Here is a 15052-nt window from a genome sequence, read left to right as displayed (position 1 = left end):
CCCATGACACCTGATTATCTGACCCTCTCGCCCGAAGTGGCCGAGGCCCGCGCCACCAATGCCCCTCTTGTGGCGCTGGAAAGCACCATCATCACCCATGGCATGCCCTACCCGCAGAACCTGGAGACCGCCCGCCGGGTGGAGGACGAGGTGCGCGCGGCTGGCGCGGTGCCTGCCACGATTGCGATCCTTGAGGGGCGCTTGCATGTGGGCCTGACGGATGGGGAACTAGAGGCGCTGGCGCAGGCCAAGGATGTGATGAAGCTCAGCCGCGCCGATCTGGCGGTTGCGCTGGCCACGGGCCGGACCGGGGCGACCACAGTGGCTGCGACGATGATCGCGGCACACTTGGCGGGAATAGGCGTCTTTGCCACGGGTGGGATCGGTGGCGTTCACAAGGGGGCGGAGGACAGTTTCGACATCTCCGCTGACCTTATGGAACTGGCGCAGACCCCGGTGACGGTCGTGGCCGCTGGCGCCAAGGCCATTCTCGACATCCCCAAGACGCTGGAGGTTCTGGAAACGCAAGGCGTGCCTGTCATTGCCTTCGAACAGGATGATTTCCCGGCCTTCTGGTCGCGCGAGTCAGGCCTGAGCGCCCCGCTGAGGATGGACAGGGCCGAGGGCATCGCCGCCTCTGCCCTGATGCGCGCGCGGCTTGGCCTGCCGGGGGGGCAACTGGTGGCGAACCCGATCCCAGAAACCGACGAGATCGCCGCCGAAACCCTCGCCCCGATCATCGCGCAGGCCCAGGCTGAGGCCGATGCACAAGGGATCACCGGCAAATCGGTGACGCCCTTCCTCTTGCAGCGGCTATTCGAACTGACCGAAGGACGGTCTCTGACGGCAAATATCGCCCTCGTTCTGAACAATGCCCGCCTTGCATCGGCAATTGCCTGCGCCATGGTCGCGCAGGATTGAAGACACTCTCTTGTTTGGCGTGAAACGCGCCCTTAGTAACAGGGAAGAGAGTTTAACAGGGACGACCGGCAAGAATGGAATTGCCCGAACCGCCACCGCCGCCACGGCGCGGCTGGATATCCTCGCTACAGGCCAGTTTTCTGACCGGCCTCGTGGTGATTGCGCCCATTGGTCTGACAGCCTGGCTGATCTGGTCGATCATCGGCTGGATCGATTCCTGGGTGCTGCCGTTCCTGCCCAATGCCTATAATCCCGCTATCCTGATCCGGGAATATTTCAACATCGACGTCGATATTCGCGGCATCGGCGTTGGCATGTTCCTTCTGTTCACGATCATCGTGGGCTGGATCGCCAAGGGGCTGATCGGGCGGTCGCTGATCCGCACCTCGGAAAGCGTGGTTCTGTCGATTCCCGGAGTGCGGTCGCTCTATTCGGGTTTGAAGCAGATCACCGAAACCGTGCTGGCGCAGTCCAAGGGGTCGTTCGACAAGGCCTGCCTTGTGGAATATCCGCGCAAGGGAATCTGGGCGATCGCCTTCATCTCGACCGATGCGAAGGGCGAGATCGCGGACAGCCATGAAAAGCACATGATCTCTGTCTTTCTGCCGACCACGCCGAACCCGACCTCGGGTTTTCTGCTGTTCGTCCCGAGGGATGATGTGCAGATCCTGAAGATGTCGGTCGAGGACGCCGCGAAACTGGTGATCTCGGCAGGGCTGGTTTACCCGAGCACAGGCGACAAGGATGGTGACCGGGTGCCGGACGAGGCCGAGGTTGTGGAGGTCGAAGGCACGGCTGCCACTCTGCTGGACAGGCCGCATGCCCCCGAAGCGGACCCGGATCGCCGCACCGAAGACGCATGACGCGCCTTCTTGCCCCGATTTCGCGGTCTGATGGGGCAGGGGGGTTGCATTCCCCCCGGCTCTGCCTTAATGGCGCGCTTACTTCACAGGCAGAGGCGGGCCCTCGGGGGAGACATCCCTGAACGGTCCACCGGTTGGGTTTAGTCCCTAAACCTCTGCCAAGGCGCAAACCGGAAAAGGATACTAGGACATGGCGCTTCCTGATTTCACCATGCGTCAGCTGCTTGAAGCTGGCGTTCACTTCGGCCACCAGACGCAACGCTGGAACCCCCGCATGGGCGAGTTCATCTATGGCGAGCGCAATGGCATCCACATTCTCGACCTGACTCAGACCGTCCCGATGCTGGACCAGGCGCTGCAGGTCGTGCGCGAAACCGTCGCCAAGGGCGGCAGCATCCTGTTCGTCGGCACCAAGCGTCAGGCCCAAAAGCCCGTCGCCGAAGCGGCAGAGCGTTGCGCGCAGTACTACATGAACCACCGCTGGCTTGGCGGCACGCTGACCAACTGGAAAACCGTGTCGAACTCGATCTTTCGCCTGAAGCAGATCGACGAGGCAATGGAAAACGGTCTGGAAGGTCTGACGAAGAAAGAACGTCTTGGCATGGAACGTGACCAGGCGAAGCTTCAGGCCTCGCTCGGCGGTATCCGTGAAATGGGCGGCCTGCCCGACCTGATCTTCGTCATCGACGTCAAGAAGGAAGATCTGGCCATCGCGGAAGCCAAGAAACTGGGCATCCCGGTCGTGGCCGTGGTCGACACCAACTGCTCGCCCGATGGTGTGGATTACATCATCCCCGGCAATGACGACGCGGCCCGCGCCATCTCGCTCTATTGCGATCTGGTCTCCCGCGCGGCCCTGGATGGCATGACCGCCCAGATGGAAGGCGCAGGCGTTGACCTGGGCGCACTGGAAGAGGGCAATATCGAAGAGGCCATCGCCGCCGATGCCCCCGCCGAGGAAGCCGCTGAAGGCTGATCGCCGTCACGCATCTGATACATGGACCGGCTATGGGCCGGTCCACCCCATACCCCGAATAAAGGAGCAGACCGATGGCAATTACCGCTGCAATGGTCAAAGAGCTGCGCGAAGCCACCGCCGCAGGCATGATGGACGCCAAGAAGGCACTTGTCGAAACCAATGGCGATTTCGACGCCGCCGTTGACTGGCTGCGCACCAAGGGTCTGGCGAAAGCCGCCAAGAAATCCGGCCGCATCGCCGCCGAGGGCCTGGTGGCCGTCGCTGTTGACGGTGGCGTTGGCGTCGCCGTCGAAGTGAACTCGGAAACCGACTTCGTCGGCAAGAACGCCGAGTTCCAGAAAATGGTGGGCGACATCGCCAATGCCGCAACCGGTGTTGCCGATATCGAAGCACTGGCCGCTGCCGATCTGGGTGGCAAGACCGTTGCCGACACGCTGACCGACAAGATCGCCACCATCGGCGAGAACATGACCCTGCGTCGCATGGCCCGCCTGGAAGGCGACACCGTTGTGACCTATGTCCACAACGCAGCCGCGCCCGGCATGGGCAAGATCGGCGTTCTCGTTGCACTGACCGGCGGGGACGAGGCGCTTGGCAAGCAGGTCGCGATGCATATCGCCGCTGTCAATCCCGCAGCCCTGAACGAAGACGACATGGACCCGGCCGTTGTTGAAAAAGAACGCCAGATCCAGATCGACATCGCCCGTGAATCCGGCAAGCCCGAGCAGGTGATCGAGAAGATGATTGAAGGCCGCATGAAGAAATTCGTGGCCGAGTCGACCCTTCTGAACCAGGCGTTCGTCATCAACCCCGATCTGACCGTCGGTGCTGCCGCCGCGGAAGCTGGTGCGACTGTGACCGGTTTCGTCCGCATCGAAGTGGGCGAAGGCATCGAGAAGAAAGAAGAAGACTTCGCAGCCGAGGTTGCGAAGGCCGCCCAGGGCTAAGGCCCTTGGAAGAGGGGCAGGGGTGTTGGGAGGCGCCCCTGCCACCTACCTGAACGAAAAAAAAGCGGTGCTGCCAGGGACAAAGGGGGCAGCACCGCTTTCTTTTCGTCACCACGCATGCCGGAATGGGGATGGGCGGGCGCGGCCCAGGACGTCGGGGTTATGGCCGCCGGGTCTTGGGGTGAACTGGACCGCCAGGCCGGAAATGTTCCTGACGGTCCGATGCTCCTGACCGAAAAAATCTCAGCCATCACTCACGGAACGAGGTTAACTTGACGCAAAGTCAGGGCCCGGAAAAGTAGGGAATCCTTTACCTTTTGGCCAAATACCGCCGATCAGCTTGTCTGAGCCCCCGGATCGACGATGAAAATCTGGTTCAGGACCGAGGCTTTGCGCACTGCCTGCGCCGTTGTTTCAACGCCAAGCGACTCTCGCGCGCCGCGCAGATGCTTGTCCACCGTCGCGGCCTTGCGGCCAAGCAACAGCGCAATGTCACGCACCGATTTGCCATCGGCCACCAGCTCCAGCACCTCAGACTGGCGCGGCGTCAGGACACGGCTCTGACCGGTTGCGGGAAGCTGGGTGATTGCCAGATGGGCCACCTGGTTGATGATCTCCAGCTCTTCGCCCTTGTCCCGCCACAGCGCATCCACGTCTTGCTGGCTCAGGCCGCTGCGGGCCACAAGCCCGATACCGGCAGCCGATCGCTTTATCGCCATCGGGAAGGACATTGTATATCCCGCGGAAATTCCGAACCGCTTGTTCAACGCCATCAGTTCCCGCCGTTCAGGACCGTTCGGGCTGTCGTCGAATTTATCCCACATATGCCGCCAACTAATGGACCCGACATTGCGGGACGCCCATTTCATCATCGGTGCAGCCCGGTACAGGCCGTGGCCGATATAGGCTTCGATGTAGTCCGAGGGGTAGTTCGTCAGGATCAGCGCATCCTCGGGGTTGCTGAGCGACTTTGCGGACTGAAAGCATGTATAGGCGTAGATGAGACGATCGAAGCCATAGGCACCCATCTGCTCGGTGTGGTACTCCCACAACTCCTCGACAGAGCGCGCCTTCAGATAGGGCTGCAGGCGCTTCATGCGGGATCACCGATGTGGAAACGGCGCTTTTGTCTTTTGCATGGTCCCGCCATGTCCTGCAAAGGAAAGCGTAAAGTCTTGCTTGGCATCGTTGTCCCCGAAATCTCTTTCAAGATATGCGCGGCGCATCCAAACTGTCGAGGCACAATTTTGCGCAAAATCAGGATGTTGCAGAGATATTGCGCTTGGGCATATCCGGTGTGGCATCTGCAGGACAGTGATCTTGGTGGCTCAAGGGCAGTGCGCAAGTATTAACTTGTTTTTCAACAATGCATCGTAAGGTTCTGATTAATAGAAGAAACTGGTTCACACAACGGGTTGTCTGGTTGTTTGTATATTAACATAATCATGATTACTGGCCATATTGGATGGCCAGTCTTGCCAGGATGAAGCCGAAGTAACAATCACTTATCCTAGTGCGTAGCCTGCGCCGCGAACCGTCCGTATCGGGTCCCCTTCGTCATGCGCAGCTTTCAGGGCTTTGCGCAAACGGCCCACATGGACATCGACCGTCCGGCTATCGACATAGATGTCACGGCCCCAGACCCGGTCGAGCAACTGCTCGCGGCTCCAGACGCGGCCCGGTCGTTCCATGAAAGCCGTCAACAGCCGGAACTCCGTCGGGCCAAGCGAAACCTGCTGACCCGCGCGGTAAACCCGGTGTTCTTCCATATCCAGCAGGATATCCTCGAAGGTCAGATGTTCGCCTACAGAGGCCGGTCGCGTCCGACGCAGCTGCGTGCGCAACCGGGCCAGCAGTTCAGCCACGGAATAAGGCTTCACCACATAGTCATCCGCCCCGGTTTCCAGGCCGCGCACCCGGTCCACCTCTTCCGACCGGGCAGACAGCATGATCACCGGGATCTTGCGCGTATCGTCAGAGGCCTTGAGTTGCCGACACACCTCGATGCCAGAGACATTGGGCAGCATCCAGTCCAGCACGATCACGTCAGGCGGGGTTTCACGCACCATGACCAGTGCTTCGTCCCCTGCCCCCGCGGCCATGACGGCATAGCCCTCGGCCCGGATGTTATAGGCCAGCACTTCGCGTTGCGCGGGCTCATCCTCGACAATCAGAACAAGGGGCTCGCCAGCCATCGCCTATTCCTCCTCGACACCCAGATCATGCGAGGATCGGTCGCCCTTCTCCCGCTCATCATCCGGGTATTCACCGGTCACAAGGTAGATCACCTGCTCGGCGATGGTGGTCACGTGGTCGCCCATCCGTTCGATGTTCTTGGCCATGAAATGCAGGTGCATGCAGGCGGTGATGTTGCGCGGATCTTCCATCATGAAGGTCAGGTATTCGCGGAACAGCGCCGAATACATCTGGTCCACTTCCAGATCCCGCTCGCGCACATCGGCAGCCAGGTCCGGATCGCGCTGAATATAGGCGTCAAGCGCGTCTTTCAGCATCAGTTCGACCTGCCGGGCCATGCGGCGAAGACCGGCGCCAGCGCCGTCTATCTGCTGCATCTGCATGATGACCCCTGCCCGCTTGGCCATGTTCTTGGCGTAGTCGCCGATCCGCTCAAGACTGGCGGCCAGACGGAACACGGTCAGAACCGTGCGCAGATCGCCAGCCGTCGGCTGACGCAGGGCAAGCACCAGCGCGGCCTCTTCGTTCAGGCGCTCTTCCATCTCGTCGATGGCCCGATCACCTTTGCGCACCTTCAGGGCCAGCTCCTCATCGCGGGTTTCCAGAGCTGTGGTGGCATCGACGATGGCCTCTTCGACCAATCCGCCCATCTTCATGATCAGGGCCTGGATCGCCTCCAGGTCGCGATCAAAGGACGCAACGATATGTGATTTGTTTTCCATGGCTTACAGCTCTTTCCTCAACCGATACGTCCGGTGATATAGGATTCGGTGCGCGGGTCTTTTGGGTTGGTGAAGATCTGGCTCGTGTCGCCAAATTCTACCAGTTCCCCAAGATGGAAGAACGCGGTCTTCTGGCTGACGCGCGCCGCCTGCTGCATCGAGTGCGTCACGATCACCACCGAGAACCGTTCGCGCAACTCGTCGATCAACTCCTCGACTTGCGCCGTTGCAATCGGGTCGAGCGCCGAACAGGGTTCGTCCATCAACAGAACCTCGGGGCTGGTGGCCACGGCCCGCGCGATGCACAGGCGCTGCTGCTGGCCGCCGGACAGGCCAGTGCCGGGGGCGGTCAGACGGTCCTGGACCTCGTCCCACAGCGCCGCGCGGCGCAGGGATTTTTCAACGATTTCATCGAGTTCCGACTTGTTCCTTGCAAGCCCGTGGATGCGCGGACCGTAAGAGACATTGTCATAGATCGATTTCGGAAACGGGTTGGGTTTCTGGAACACCATCCCTACCTTGGCGCGCAGCTGAACCGGGTCGACCTTGGGGTGATAGATATCCTCGCCATCGAGCAGGATATTCCCAGTCACGCGGCACACATCAATGGTGTCATTCATCCGGTTCAGGCAGCGCAGGAAGGTCGATTTCCCGCAGCCGGAGGGCCCGATGAAAGCCGTCACGGTCTTGTCGAGGATGTTCACATCCACGGCCTTGATGGCATGCGTGTCCCCATAGAACACGTCTACCCCGTCGGCCGCAATCTTCAGCTCTTTGTCGTCCACGGCACGCTCCACCAATCTCATATCGTTCATGTCATCCATCCCCGGACTACCAGCGGCGTTCAAAGCGGCGGCGCAGGATCACGGCCATCGCATTCATGAAAAGCAGGAACACAAGCAGCACGATGGTCGCCCCCGAGGCACGTTCCACAAAAGCCGGGTCCGAACGCTGTGTCCAGTTATAGACCTGCACCGGCAGCGCCGATGTCGGGTCGAAGAAGCCTTCCGGCGGCGCATCCGGGAATTCGCGGACAAAGGCCACCATACCGATCAAGAGGAGCGGCGCGGTTTCCCCAAGCGCCTGCGCCAGCCCGATGATGGTGCCCGTCAGAATGCCCGGCGCGGCCAGCGGCAGCACATGGTGAAACACCGACTGCATCTTGGATGCGCCAAGGCCAAGCGCCGCATCGCGGATCGAGGGCGGCACGGCCCGAAGGGAGGCCCGCGTTGCGATGATGATCGTGGGCAGGGTCATCAGCGTCAGCACCAGACCGCCCACGATGGGGGCCGATTGCGGCAGACCCGCGAAGTTGATGAAGATGGCCAGACCCAGGATGCCGAAGACGATCGACGGCACCGCGGCAAGGTTCGAGATATTGACCTCGATCGCATCCGTGAACCGGTTCTGCGGCGCGAATTCCTCCAGGTAGATCGAGGCGGCCACGCCAATCGGCAGCGCCAGCACCAGCACAACGATCATCATGTAGAACGACCCCAGGATCGCAATGCCAAGTCCGGCGGCCTCGGGTCGTTGGTCAGAGGCGTCGGGGCCAGTGATGAAGGCCCAGTTGAAGCGGGTTTCGATCAGTCCAGCCTCGGCCATACGCTCGGCCAGCAGTAGTTGCGCGGGGCTGACATTGCTGTCACGTTCCGCGGTTTCCAGCGTCACCCGGCCCTTGAAATACCCATCGATCCGGCCCCCGGCCAGCATTTCCATCGTCACGGTCTGTCCCACGATCTCGGGGTTGGCGAGCACGAGGGCACGCACCTGCGCGGGCGCTTCCTGGCTGATCATCGCCATCAGGTCGCGGGGCGTGACGCCCTCCATCGAGATCCCCTGCCCTTGCAGATGCTGTTGCAGCGCCTGCGCCAGCAGCGGCGCGTAGCCAAAGGTCGTGACACGGGCCATTTCGGCGGGATCGCGGTTGCCTGCCGGGTCAAGCCGCGCTTCGGTCAGTTCCACGGGGATCGTGATGTAGGTCTGGCGAAAGGCGCTGGCACCGTTGCTGACAATCGAGATTACCAGCAGGATCAGAGCCAGAACCCCGACCGTGATCGCGGCAAAGCCGTAGGCGCGGAACCGGGTCTCGCTGCGATTGCGGCGCTTGACGCGGTCCGACGTCGCGTAGAGCGAGCTTTTCGGCGGCACGGGGGTGGAGGCGTCGGTCATTCGTACTGTTCCCGATATTTGCGCACGATATAGAGGGCGAGGATGTTGAGCCCGAGCGTGATGGCGAAGAGCGTCAGGCCAAGGGCGAAGGCTACAAGGGCCTCGGGGCTGGAAAAGTCGGTGTCGCCCGTCAGCTGGCCCACGATTTTCACGGTCACGGTGGTCATCGCCTCGAACGGGTTGAGGCTGAGCGTTGCCGCAGCCCCTGCCCCCATCACCACGATCATGGTTTCGCCGATGGCGCGGCTGGCCGCCAGCAGGATGGCGCCCACGATGCCGGGCAGTGCGGCGGGCAGGATGACCTGTTTCACGGTTTCCGATTGCGTGGCGCCAAGGCCGTAGCTGCCGTCACGCAAGGATTGAGGCACCGCGTTGATGATATCGTCAGACAGCGACGACACGAACGGGATCAGCATGACTCCCATGACGATCCCCGCCGTCATCACCGAGGAGGACGAGGTGCCGAACCCGAGCGGCTCGGCGAAATAGTCGCGCAACATCGGGCCCACGGTGATCAGCGCGAAGAGACCGTAGACGATGGTTGGAATGCCCGCGAGCACCTCAATCATCGGCTTGGCAATGCCGCGCATCCTGCGGCCTGCATATTCTGCAAGGTAGATGGCCGAGAACAGGCCCACGGGCACCGCGACCAGAAGCGCGATGAAGGTGATGTAGAGCGTGCCCCAGAGGAGCGGCAGCAGGCCCAGGTGAGAACCGCCCTCGAAAGACGGGATCCATTCGGTCCCGAAGAAGAACTCGCGCGCCGGGTAGAGGTGGAAGAAATCCCGCGTCTCCAGCACCATCGACAGCACGATCCCGACCGTGGTCAGGATGGCGATGGTCGAGGCCAGGATCAGGATCGCCAGAACCGCGCGTTCCACCGTGTTGCGGGCGCGGAAATCCTTGTGGGTGCGGCTATAGGCATAGCCAAGGCCAAGCGCGGCGAGGATCAGGACCGCCGCCGTCATCAGGGTGTTGCCGGTGGTCTGAAGCGTCCGGTAGCGCTGTGCGGCGGCCAGAACATCGGCAGTCACATCGTCGCCGAGGGCCACGCCGATATTGGCCAGCGTATCGCGGATATTGGTGAACTCCGTCCGGATCATCCGGGCTTCGTCGCGGGTCAGGGCCCCCTGCTCTACCGCGCGGTCCAGACCATCGGCCACGCGCCGGACATCGGACATGATCAGGCTCAGCTCGCCTGACTCCATGATGTCATTGTCCGGGATCAATTGCGTCACCTGCCGCTGGATGACAGTGGGCTGCACCAGAAGCCAGACCACCAGCACCAGAAGCGCGGGCACAACGGCAGTCAGAAAGACGTTCATGCCGTAGTAGTTGGGCAGGGAATGCAGGATGCGAATATCGCCACCCGCACTGCTGACCGCGCGTTTGCGGCCCAGAACGTAGCCTGCGGCGCCAAGCGCCAGAACGGCCAGGATGATCCAGATCAGGGGCATATCGGGTCTTTCAGATCCGTTCAGTCAGAAACGGGGCGGCCTAATGGATCAGGCCGCCCCGCCGATGGGTCAGGCGATTACATGTCGCCCATGGTCACACGCTCGCGCACGATGCGCTGCGTTTCGGCCAGTTCCGGGTCAGAGACGAGGCCGTAGGCGGCCAGCGGACCCCAGGGGCCGGCAATGTCGTCAGAGATGAAGAAATCTGCGTATTCCTGCAGGCCGGGGATCACGTCCAGGTGTGCTGCCTTGATGTAGAAGAACAGCGGGCGCGACACCGGGTATTCGCCGGAGGCGATGGATTCGGTCGAGGGAACAACACCGTTCATGGTGGCAACCTGCAGAACCGAGGTGTTGTTCTGGTAGAAGCTCAGACCGAATACGCCGATGCCTTCGGGGTTGGCAGAGATACGGGCCAGGGTCTCGGTGTAGTCGCCGTCGATATCGACCGACACGCCGTCGCCGCGGATCGCCATGCAGGCCTCTTCGGCTGCATCTTCGTCGCCGCCGTTGATTTCCATGATCGCTTCCATGGCGCCGCTGTCTTCGCAGCCCTGAAGGATCACGTTTTCGTCGAAGACTTCGCGGGTGCCGTGGCGGGTACCCGGGATGAAGGCCGCGATGTCCTGGTCGGGAAGCTCTGCACGGACTTCGTTCCAGTTGGTGTTCGGGTTGGCAACCATGGCACCGTCGACGGGCAGTTCAGCGGCCAGCGCCAGGTACCAGTCTGCGGGGGTGAACTCGAAGGAGTTGCCGTTGATGTCAGAGGCGAAGACGATGCCGTCATAGCCGATGCGAACCTCGATGATATCGGTCACACCGTTGGCGGCACAGGTTTCGATCTCGGAGGCGCGGATCGAGCGCGAGGAGTTCGCGATATCGGTGGTGTTCTCGCCAACACCTTCACAGAAGCGGCGCAGACCGGTGGAGGAACCACCCGATTCAACGACCGGGGTCGGGAAGTCGAAGTTTTCGCCGAAGGCTTCGGCCACGATGGTGGCGTAGGGCAGAACGGTCGAGGAGCCGGCGATCTGGACATTGTCGCGGCCCTGGGCAGCGGCAGCGGTGGCGGACACGGCGGCCAGCGCGAGTGCGGACACTGTCAGCTTTGCGAAAGACATGGTGGATTTCTCCGTTTGGTTTTCCTGTCGGAACGCGGTTGGTCGCGCTCTCAGGGGCCGTCTATCGGCGGGGCGCTATGCTTTTGTGACAGTTACGTAACGGTTTTATGACAGTGCGGGTGGAGCAGGATTTTCCGGGAAGGCATAAATGAATGGATTCAAAGCCTTGTCCTTCCAGGCCGCAAAAAAGAATGCCGTTACATTCATTGCAACCCGGTTTTTCTGTAGGGCACGGACCTTTGGAAATACCCTGACCCGAAAAATATCACCCCATGGGCAGAATCGATTCTCTTGCAAAGCACCGCCATCACCGTCAGAACCGCCCGCAACACGAGCGGAAGGGCAGTCCCATGGGTAATTTCGAACGCTATCTGACCGTCTGGGTCGCTTTGGCCATGGTTGGCGGCATCTTTCTGGGGCTTGTCGCGCCATCGCTGGTCTTTGCAGTCTCGGTGGCAGAGGTTGCCTCGGTCAATCTGGTGGTCGCCGTCCTGATCTGGGCGATGGTCTATCCGATGATGGTGGGCGTGGACCCCTCCTCGCTGAAAGGCGTCGCGCGCCAGCCCACGGGGCTGATCATCACCCTGGCGGTCAACTGGCTGATCAAACCCTTCACAATGGCGGCCCTTGCCGTGCTGTTCTTCGAAACCGTCTTCGCCCCGTGGATCAGCCCCGAGGATGCCAGCCAGTATATCGCGGGCCTCATCCTGCTTGGCGCGGCGCCCTGCACCGCCATGGTCTTCGTCTGGTCGCAACTGACCAAGGGCGATGAGACCTACACACTGGTGCAGGTCAGCGTGAATGACGTGATCATGGTCTTCGCCTTCGCCCCGATCGTGGCCTTCCTGCTTGGGGTCACCGACATTGCGGTGCCGTGGCAAACTCTGTTGCTGTCGGTGGTGCTTTACGTGGTGCTGCCGCTTGTGGCGGGCCTGATCACCCGCGCGCGGCTTGGCTCTCCCGCTGCGATTGAGCTTTTCAAGGAGCAGGTGAAGCCCTGGTCGGTTCTGGGGTTGATCGTGACCGTCGTCATCCTCTTCGCGCTTCAGGGCCAGACCATCCTCGACCGGCCGCTGATCATCGCGCTGATCGCGGTGCCGATCCTGTTGCAAAGCTATGGCATCTTCGCGCTGGCCTATGGCGCGGCATATGTCATGAAGGTCCCGCACCGGGTCGCCGCCCCCTGCGCCATGATCGGCACGTCGAATTTCTTCGAACTGGCGGTCGCGGTGGCCATCAGCCTGTTCGGCCTGCAATCGGGTGCCGCGCTGGCCACGGTGGTGGGCGTGCTGGTGGAGGTGCCGGTTATGCTGTCGCTGGTGGCCTTCGCTAACCGAACACGCAACCGTTTCGGTTGATTACCGGGGCAGTACGACCGTAAAGGTGCTGCCCTTGCCCTTCTCAGAGCTGATGCGCAGCCGCCCGCGATGGCGGTTCACAATATGCTTGACGATGGCCAGCCCCAGTCCGGTACCGCCCATTTCCCGGCTTCGGTGTGAATCGATGCGGTAGAACCGTTCCGTCAGCCGCGGCAGGTGCAGCGGGTCGATGCCATCGCCCCGGTCGATCACCTCGGCGCGCACCACCGGCCCGCGCATGGACCCCCTGCCCTCGCCGGTTTCCATCAGTACCGTAACCGGTCGCCCCTTGCCTCCGTATTTCAGCGCGTTCTCGGCAAGGTTGGTGAACACCTGCGTCAGCTGGTCCCGGTCGCCCCGAATTCGGTAGTCACCCGGCTCGGACACCAAGTCCAACGCGCTGCCCTGATCCTCGGCCTGCGGGCGCAGCGTGGTCAGCACGCCCGAAATCACATCGCGCAGGTCCACCTCATCCGAGGGGCGCACCCGTTCCTCCGCCTCGACCCGAGACAGAGACAGCAGATCCCCCACCAGGCGGTTCATCCGCAGGGCCTGCTGCTCCATGATCTCGAGAAACCGGTCACGGGCCTCGGCGTCATTTCGGGCCGGGCCACGAAGGGTTTCGACGAATCCCAGAACAGCCGTCAATGGCGAGCGCAGTTCATGGCTTACATTGGCCACGAAATCGCGGCGCATCTCCTCGGCCTCGCGCAGATGGGTGATATCGGTGAAATGCAAAATCACCCCGGCCTGTCCGGCATCCGTTTCCGCAATCGGAGAGATCATCACCCGAAACTGGGTTTCCCCGGTCTGGTCGGACTTGATGTATCGAGTCTCCGACGGGCGGTTGCCGCGCAGAACAAGGTCGATTTCCCCAAGCAAGGCGGGTTGACGCAGGGCAGTGACATAGCTGCGCCCCCTGATCCACACGCCAAACAGAGCTTCGCCAGCCGGATTGCTCAGCTCGATCATGCCACCGGTGCCGATGAACAGCATCGGGTCGGGCACAGCGTTCAGGGCTGCGGACAGCGTGTTTCGGGCCATGTTGAGAACCTTCCGAAGGGATCAAGGCCCGCCTAGCGCTTGCCGACCCGATTCGACAACAGGCGCGGTGTCAGCCCGCCGCAACCGCCGCCGCACATCCCGCCGCGAAATCGGCCTTCAGGATCTCGATATCCTCGATCCCGACGGACACCCGGAAAAAACCCTCCGTGATGCCGATGGCTTCGCGCTCCGCGACAGGCACCAGCCGGTGCGACGAGGTCGCCGAATGGCTGACCGTGGTGCCCACATCGCCAAGCGTGGGGGCGAAGGCCATGTCGGGCATGGCCCGGATCATCGCATTGGCTGCAGCGCGCCCGCCCTCGATCTCGAAGCTGACCATGTTGCCGAACTGGCCCCGCAGCAGATGCGCGGCGCGGGCGTGGTCGGGGTGATCGGCCCGGCCCGGATAAACGACGCGTTTCACACCCGGCAGGGTGGACAGGTAATCGGCAAGCAGTCCCGCGTTCTCCTGCGACTTTGCATAGCGCAGGTCGAAGGTGTAGATGCCCCGTTCCGCCAGCCAGCAATCATGCGGGCTCGGCGTTGCGCCCATAGTGATCCAGAAAACCTTCATTTTTTCCGTCAGTTCCGGGTCATTCGCGGACACATAGCCAAGCGTCACATCCGCATGGCCCGCCAGCAGTTTGGTGACGGAGTGAATGACGATATCTGCGCCGTGGTCAAAGGGTCGGTAGGCGGTCGGCGTCGTAAACGTGTTATCGACCGCCAACAGGATGCCCTTGTCACGGCAAAGCGCGGCGATGCCCTCCATATCCGCGATGGCAAGCGTGGGGTTGGCCATAACCTCGACAAGGATCATCTTGGTTTCCGGCCGGATCGCGGCGGCGACGGCGTCAACATCCCCGGTATCGACAAGCGTCGTGGCAATACCGAAGCGCGGCAGATCCTGCGTCATCATCCTGAGCGAGCGGCCATAAAGCTGATCGCCCCCGATCACATGGTCGCCCTGGCTGAGAAGCCCCATCAGCGCGGTTCCCACGGCAGCCATGCCCGAGGCGCAGATGATGCCCCTCTGCCCACCTTCCAGCATGTCGATCTTGGCGGCCAGCAGATCGGCGTTCGGATGGCCCTCGCGGCTATAGGTATAGCCATGTTCCTTGCCCTCATACTGGCCTTCCAACTGGTCGGGGCTTTCCGAGGAATAGACCACCGAGGGCTGGATAGGCGTCACCACCGGGCGGCTCACGCCGGGCTCCAGCGGCATGCGGCGCACAAGCGTCTTGGGCAGGTTGGATCCGTCGGTCATGGGCT

General features: G+C 61.9%; 14 protein-coding genes. 5 read left to right on the top strand and 9 right to left on the bottom strand.

What is annotated here, in order from left to right:
* Positions 1-3 precede the first annotated feature (3 nt).
* From ACOOEX_RS09680 to tsf, 4 genes are all read left to right on the top strand, one after another.
* Positions 4-921, top strand: a complete 918-nt coding sequence (locus ACOOEX_RS09680; protein ID WP_420398196.1) for a pseudouridine-5'-phosphate glycosidase — start codon at positions 4-6, stop codon at positions 919-921.
* Positions 922-995: 74 nt separating this feature from the next.
* Positions 996-1784 carry a DUF502 domain-containing protein gene (locus ACOOEX_RS09675; RefSeq protein ID WP_420398195.1) on the top strand — a complete coding sequence of 263 codons (789 nt, stop codon included), beginning with the start codon at positions 996-998 and terminating at the stop codon, positions 1782-1784.
* 190 nt (positions 1785-1974) lie between these two features.
* Positions 1975-2760, top strand: coding sequence for a 30S ribosomal protein S2 (gene rpsB, locus ACOOEX_RS09670; protein ID WP_420398194.1), 786 nt, complete (start codon positions 1975-1977; stop codon positions 2758-2760).
* A gap of 74 nt (positions 2761-2834) precedes the next feature.
* On the top strand, positions 2835-3710 hold the full coding sequence (gene tsf / locus ACOOEX_RS09665) for a translation elongation factor Ts (RefSeq protein ID WP_420398193.1): 876 nt from the start codon (positions 2835-2837) through the stop codon (positions 3708-3710).
* Positions 3711-4045: 335 nt separating this feature from the next.
* On the opposite strand, the gene ACOOEX_RS09660 is transcribed toward tsf, so the two are convergent.
* The 7 genes from ACOOEX_RS09660 to ACOOEX_RS09630 form a co-directional block, all read right to left on the bottom strand.
* Positions 4046-4807: a LuxR family transcriptional regulator gene (locus tag ACOOEX_RS09660; RefSeq protein WP_420398192.1), complete on the bottom strand. Its 762-nt coding sequence runs from the start codon at positions 4805-4807 to the stop codon at positions 4046-4048.
* A gap of 408 nt (positions 4808-5215) precedes the next feature.
* The gene (gene phoB / locus ACOOEX_RS09655) at positions 5216-5905 is read right to left on the bottom strand and encodes a phosphate regulon transcriptional regulator PhoB (RefSeq protein ID WP_420398191.1); all 690 of its coding nucleotides are present in this window, start codon (positions 5903-5905) and stop codon (positions 5216-5218) included.
* Between the two features lie 3 nt (positions 5906-5908).
* Positions 5909-6628 (bottom strand): phosphate signaling complex protein PhoU, encoded by a 720-nt coding sequence (gene phoU, locus ACOOEX_RS09650; protein WP_071689885.1) that lies wholly within the window; start codon positions 6626-6628, stop codon positions 5909-5911.
* 17 nt (positions 6629-6645) lie between these two features.
* Complete coding sequence (pstB, locus tag ACOOEX_RS09645; RefSeq protein WP_420398190.1) at positions 6646-7443, bottom strand: phosphate ABC transporter ATP-binding protein PstB; 798 nt, start codon at positions 7441-7443, stop codon at positions 6646-6648.
* 16 nt (positions 7444-7459) lie between these two features.
* Positions 7460-8800 (bottom strand): phosphate ABC transporter permease PstA, encoded by a 1341-nt coding sequence (pstA, locus tag ACOOEX_RS09640; protein ID WP_420398189.1) that lies wholly within the window; start codon positions 8798-8800, stop codon positions 7460-7462.
* Entirely contained in the window at positions 8797-10257 is a 1461-nt protein-coding gene (pstC, locus tag ACOOEX_RS09635) for a phosphate ABC transporter permease subunit PstC (protein ID WP_420398188.1), read from the bottom strand. The genes pstA and pstC overlap by 4 nt, the downstream gene beginning before the upstream one ends.
* Positions 10258-10334: 77 nt before the next feature.
* The gene (locus tag ACOOEX_RS09630; protein WP_420398187.1) at positions 10335-11378 is read right to left on the bottom strand and encodes a substrate-binding domain-containing protein; all 1044 of its coding nucleotides are present in this window, start codon (positions 11376-11378) and stop codon (positions 10335-10337) included.
* 350 nt (positions 11379-11728) lie between these two features.
* Here ACOOEX_RS09630 and arsB point away from each other — a divergent pair, with 350 nt between their 5' ends.
* The gene (arsB, locus tag ACOOEX_RS09625) at positions 11729-12736 is read left to right on the top strand and encodes an ACR3 family arsenite efflux transporter (RefSeq protein WP_420398186.1); all 1008 of its coding nucleotides are present in this window, start codon (positions 11729-11731) and stop codon (positions 12734-12736) included.
* On the opposite strand, the gene ACOOEX_RS09620 is transcribed toward arsB, so the two are convergent.
* Positions 12737-13780 carry an ATP-binding protein gene (locus tag ACOOEX_RS09620; protein ID WP_420398185.1) on the bottom strand — a complete coding sequence of 348 codons (1044 nt, stop codon included), beginning with the start codon at positions 13778-13780 and terminating at the stop codon, positions 12737-12739.
* A 70-nt stretch (positions 13781-13850) separates the two neighbouring features.
* Positions 13851-15047 carry a trans-sulfuration enzyme family protein gene (locus ACOOEX_RS09615; RefSeq protein ID WP_420398184.1) on the bottom strand — a complete coding sequence of 399 codons (1197 nt, stop codon included), beginning with the start codon at positions 15045-15047 and terminating at the stop codon, positions 13851-13853.
* Positions 15048-15052: the final 5 nt, after the last annotated feature.

Origin of the sequence: Nioella sp. (genome assembly GCF_965215655.1) — a bacterium.
Taxonomy (GTDB): Bacteria; Pseudomonadota; Alphaproteobacteria; order Rhodobacterales; family Rhodobacteraceae; genus Nioella.
Note: the sequence above shows the minus strand (reverse complement) of the source record. Positions and strands in the feature narration are given on the sequence as shown.

Excerpts from the sequence above, each read along its gene's own strand:
- ACOOEX_RS09680 (WP_420398196.1), top strand. The coding sequence starts at position 4 with ATGACACCTGATTATCTGACCCTCTCGCCCGAAGTGGCCGAGGCCCGC.
- ACOOEX_RS09675 (WP_420398195.1), top strand. The coding sequence starts at position 996 with ATGGAATTGCCCGAACCGCCACCGCCGCCACGGCGCGGCTGGATATCC.
- rpsB (WP_420398194.1), top strand. The coding sequence starts at position 1,975 with ATGGCGCTTCCTGATTTCACCATGCGTCAGCTGCTTGAAGCTGGCGTT.
- tsf (WP_420398193.1), top strand. The coding sequence starts at position 2,835 with ATGGCAATTACCGCTGCAATGGTCAAAGAGCTGCGCGAAGCCACCGCC.
- ACOOEX_RS09660 (WP_420398192.1), bottom strand. The coding sequence starts at position 4,807 with ATGAAGCGCCTGCAGCCCTATCTGAAGGCGCGCTCTGTCGAGGAGTTG.
- phoB (WP_420398191.1), bottom strand. The coding sequence starts at position 5,905 with ATGGCTGGCGAGCCCCTTGTTCTGATTGTCGAGGATGAGCCCGCGCAA.
- phoU (WP_071689885.1), bottom strand. The coding sequence starts at position 6,628 with ATGGAAAACAAATCACATATCGTTGCGTCCTTTGATCGCGACCTGGAG.
- pstB (WP_420398190.1), bottom strand. The coding sequence starts at position 7,443 with ATGAACGATATGAGATTGGTGGAGCGTGCCGTGGACGACAAAGAGCTG.
- pstA (WP_420398189.1), bottom strand. The coding sequence starts at position 8,800 with ATGACCGACGCCTCCACCCCCGTGCCGCCGAAAAGCTCGCTCTACGCG.
- pstC (WP_420398188.1), bottom strand. The coding sequence starts at position 10,257 with ATGCCCCTGATCTGGATCATCCTGGCCGTTCTGGCGCTTGGCGCCGCA.
- ACOOEX_RS09630 (WP_420398187.1), bottom strand. The coding sequence starts at position 11,378 with ATGTCTTTCGCAAAGCTGACAGTGTCCGCACTCGCGCTGGCCGCCGTG.
- arsB (WP_420398186.1), top strand. The coding sequence starts at position 11,729 with ATGGGTAATTTCGAACGCTATCTGACCGTCTGGGTCGCTTTGGCCATG.
- ACOOEX_RS09620 (WP_420398185.1), bottom strand. The coding sequence starts at position 13,780 with ATGGCCCGAAACACGCTGTCCGCAGCCCTGAACGCTGTGCCCGACCCG.
- ACOOEX_RS09615 (WP_420398184.1), bottom strand. The coding sequence starts at position 15,047 with ATGACCGACGGATCCAACCTGCCCAAGACGCTTGTGCGCCGCATGCCG.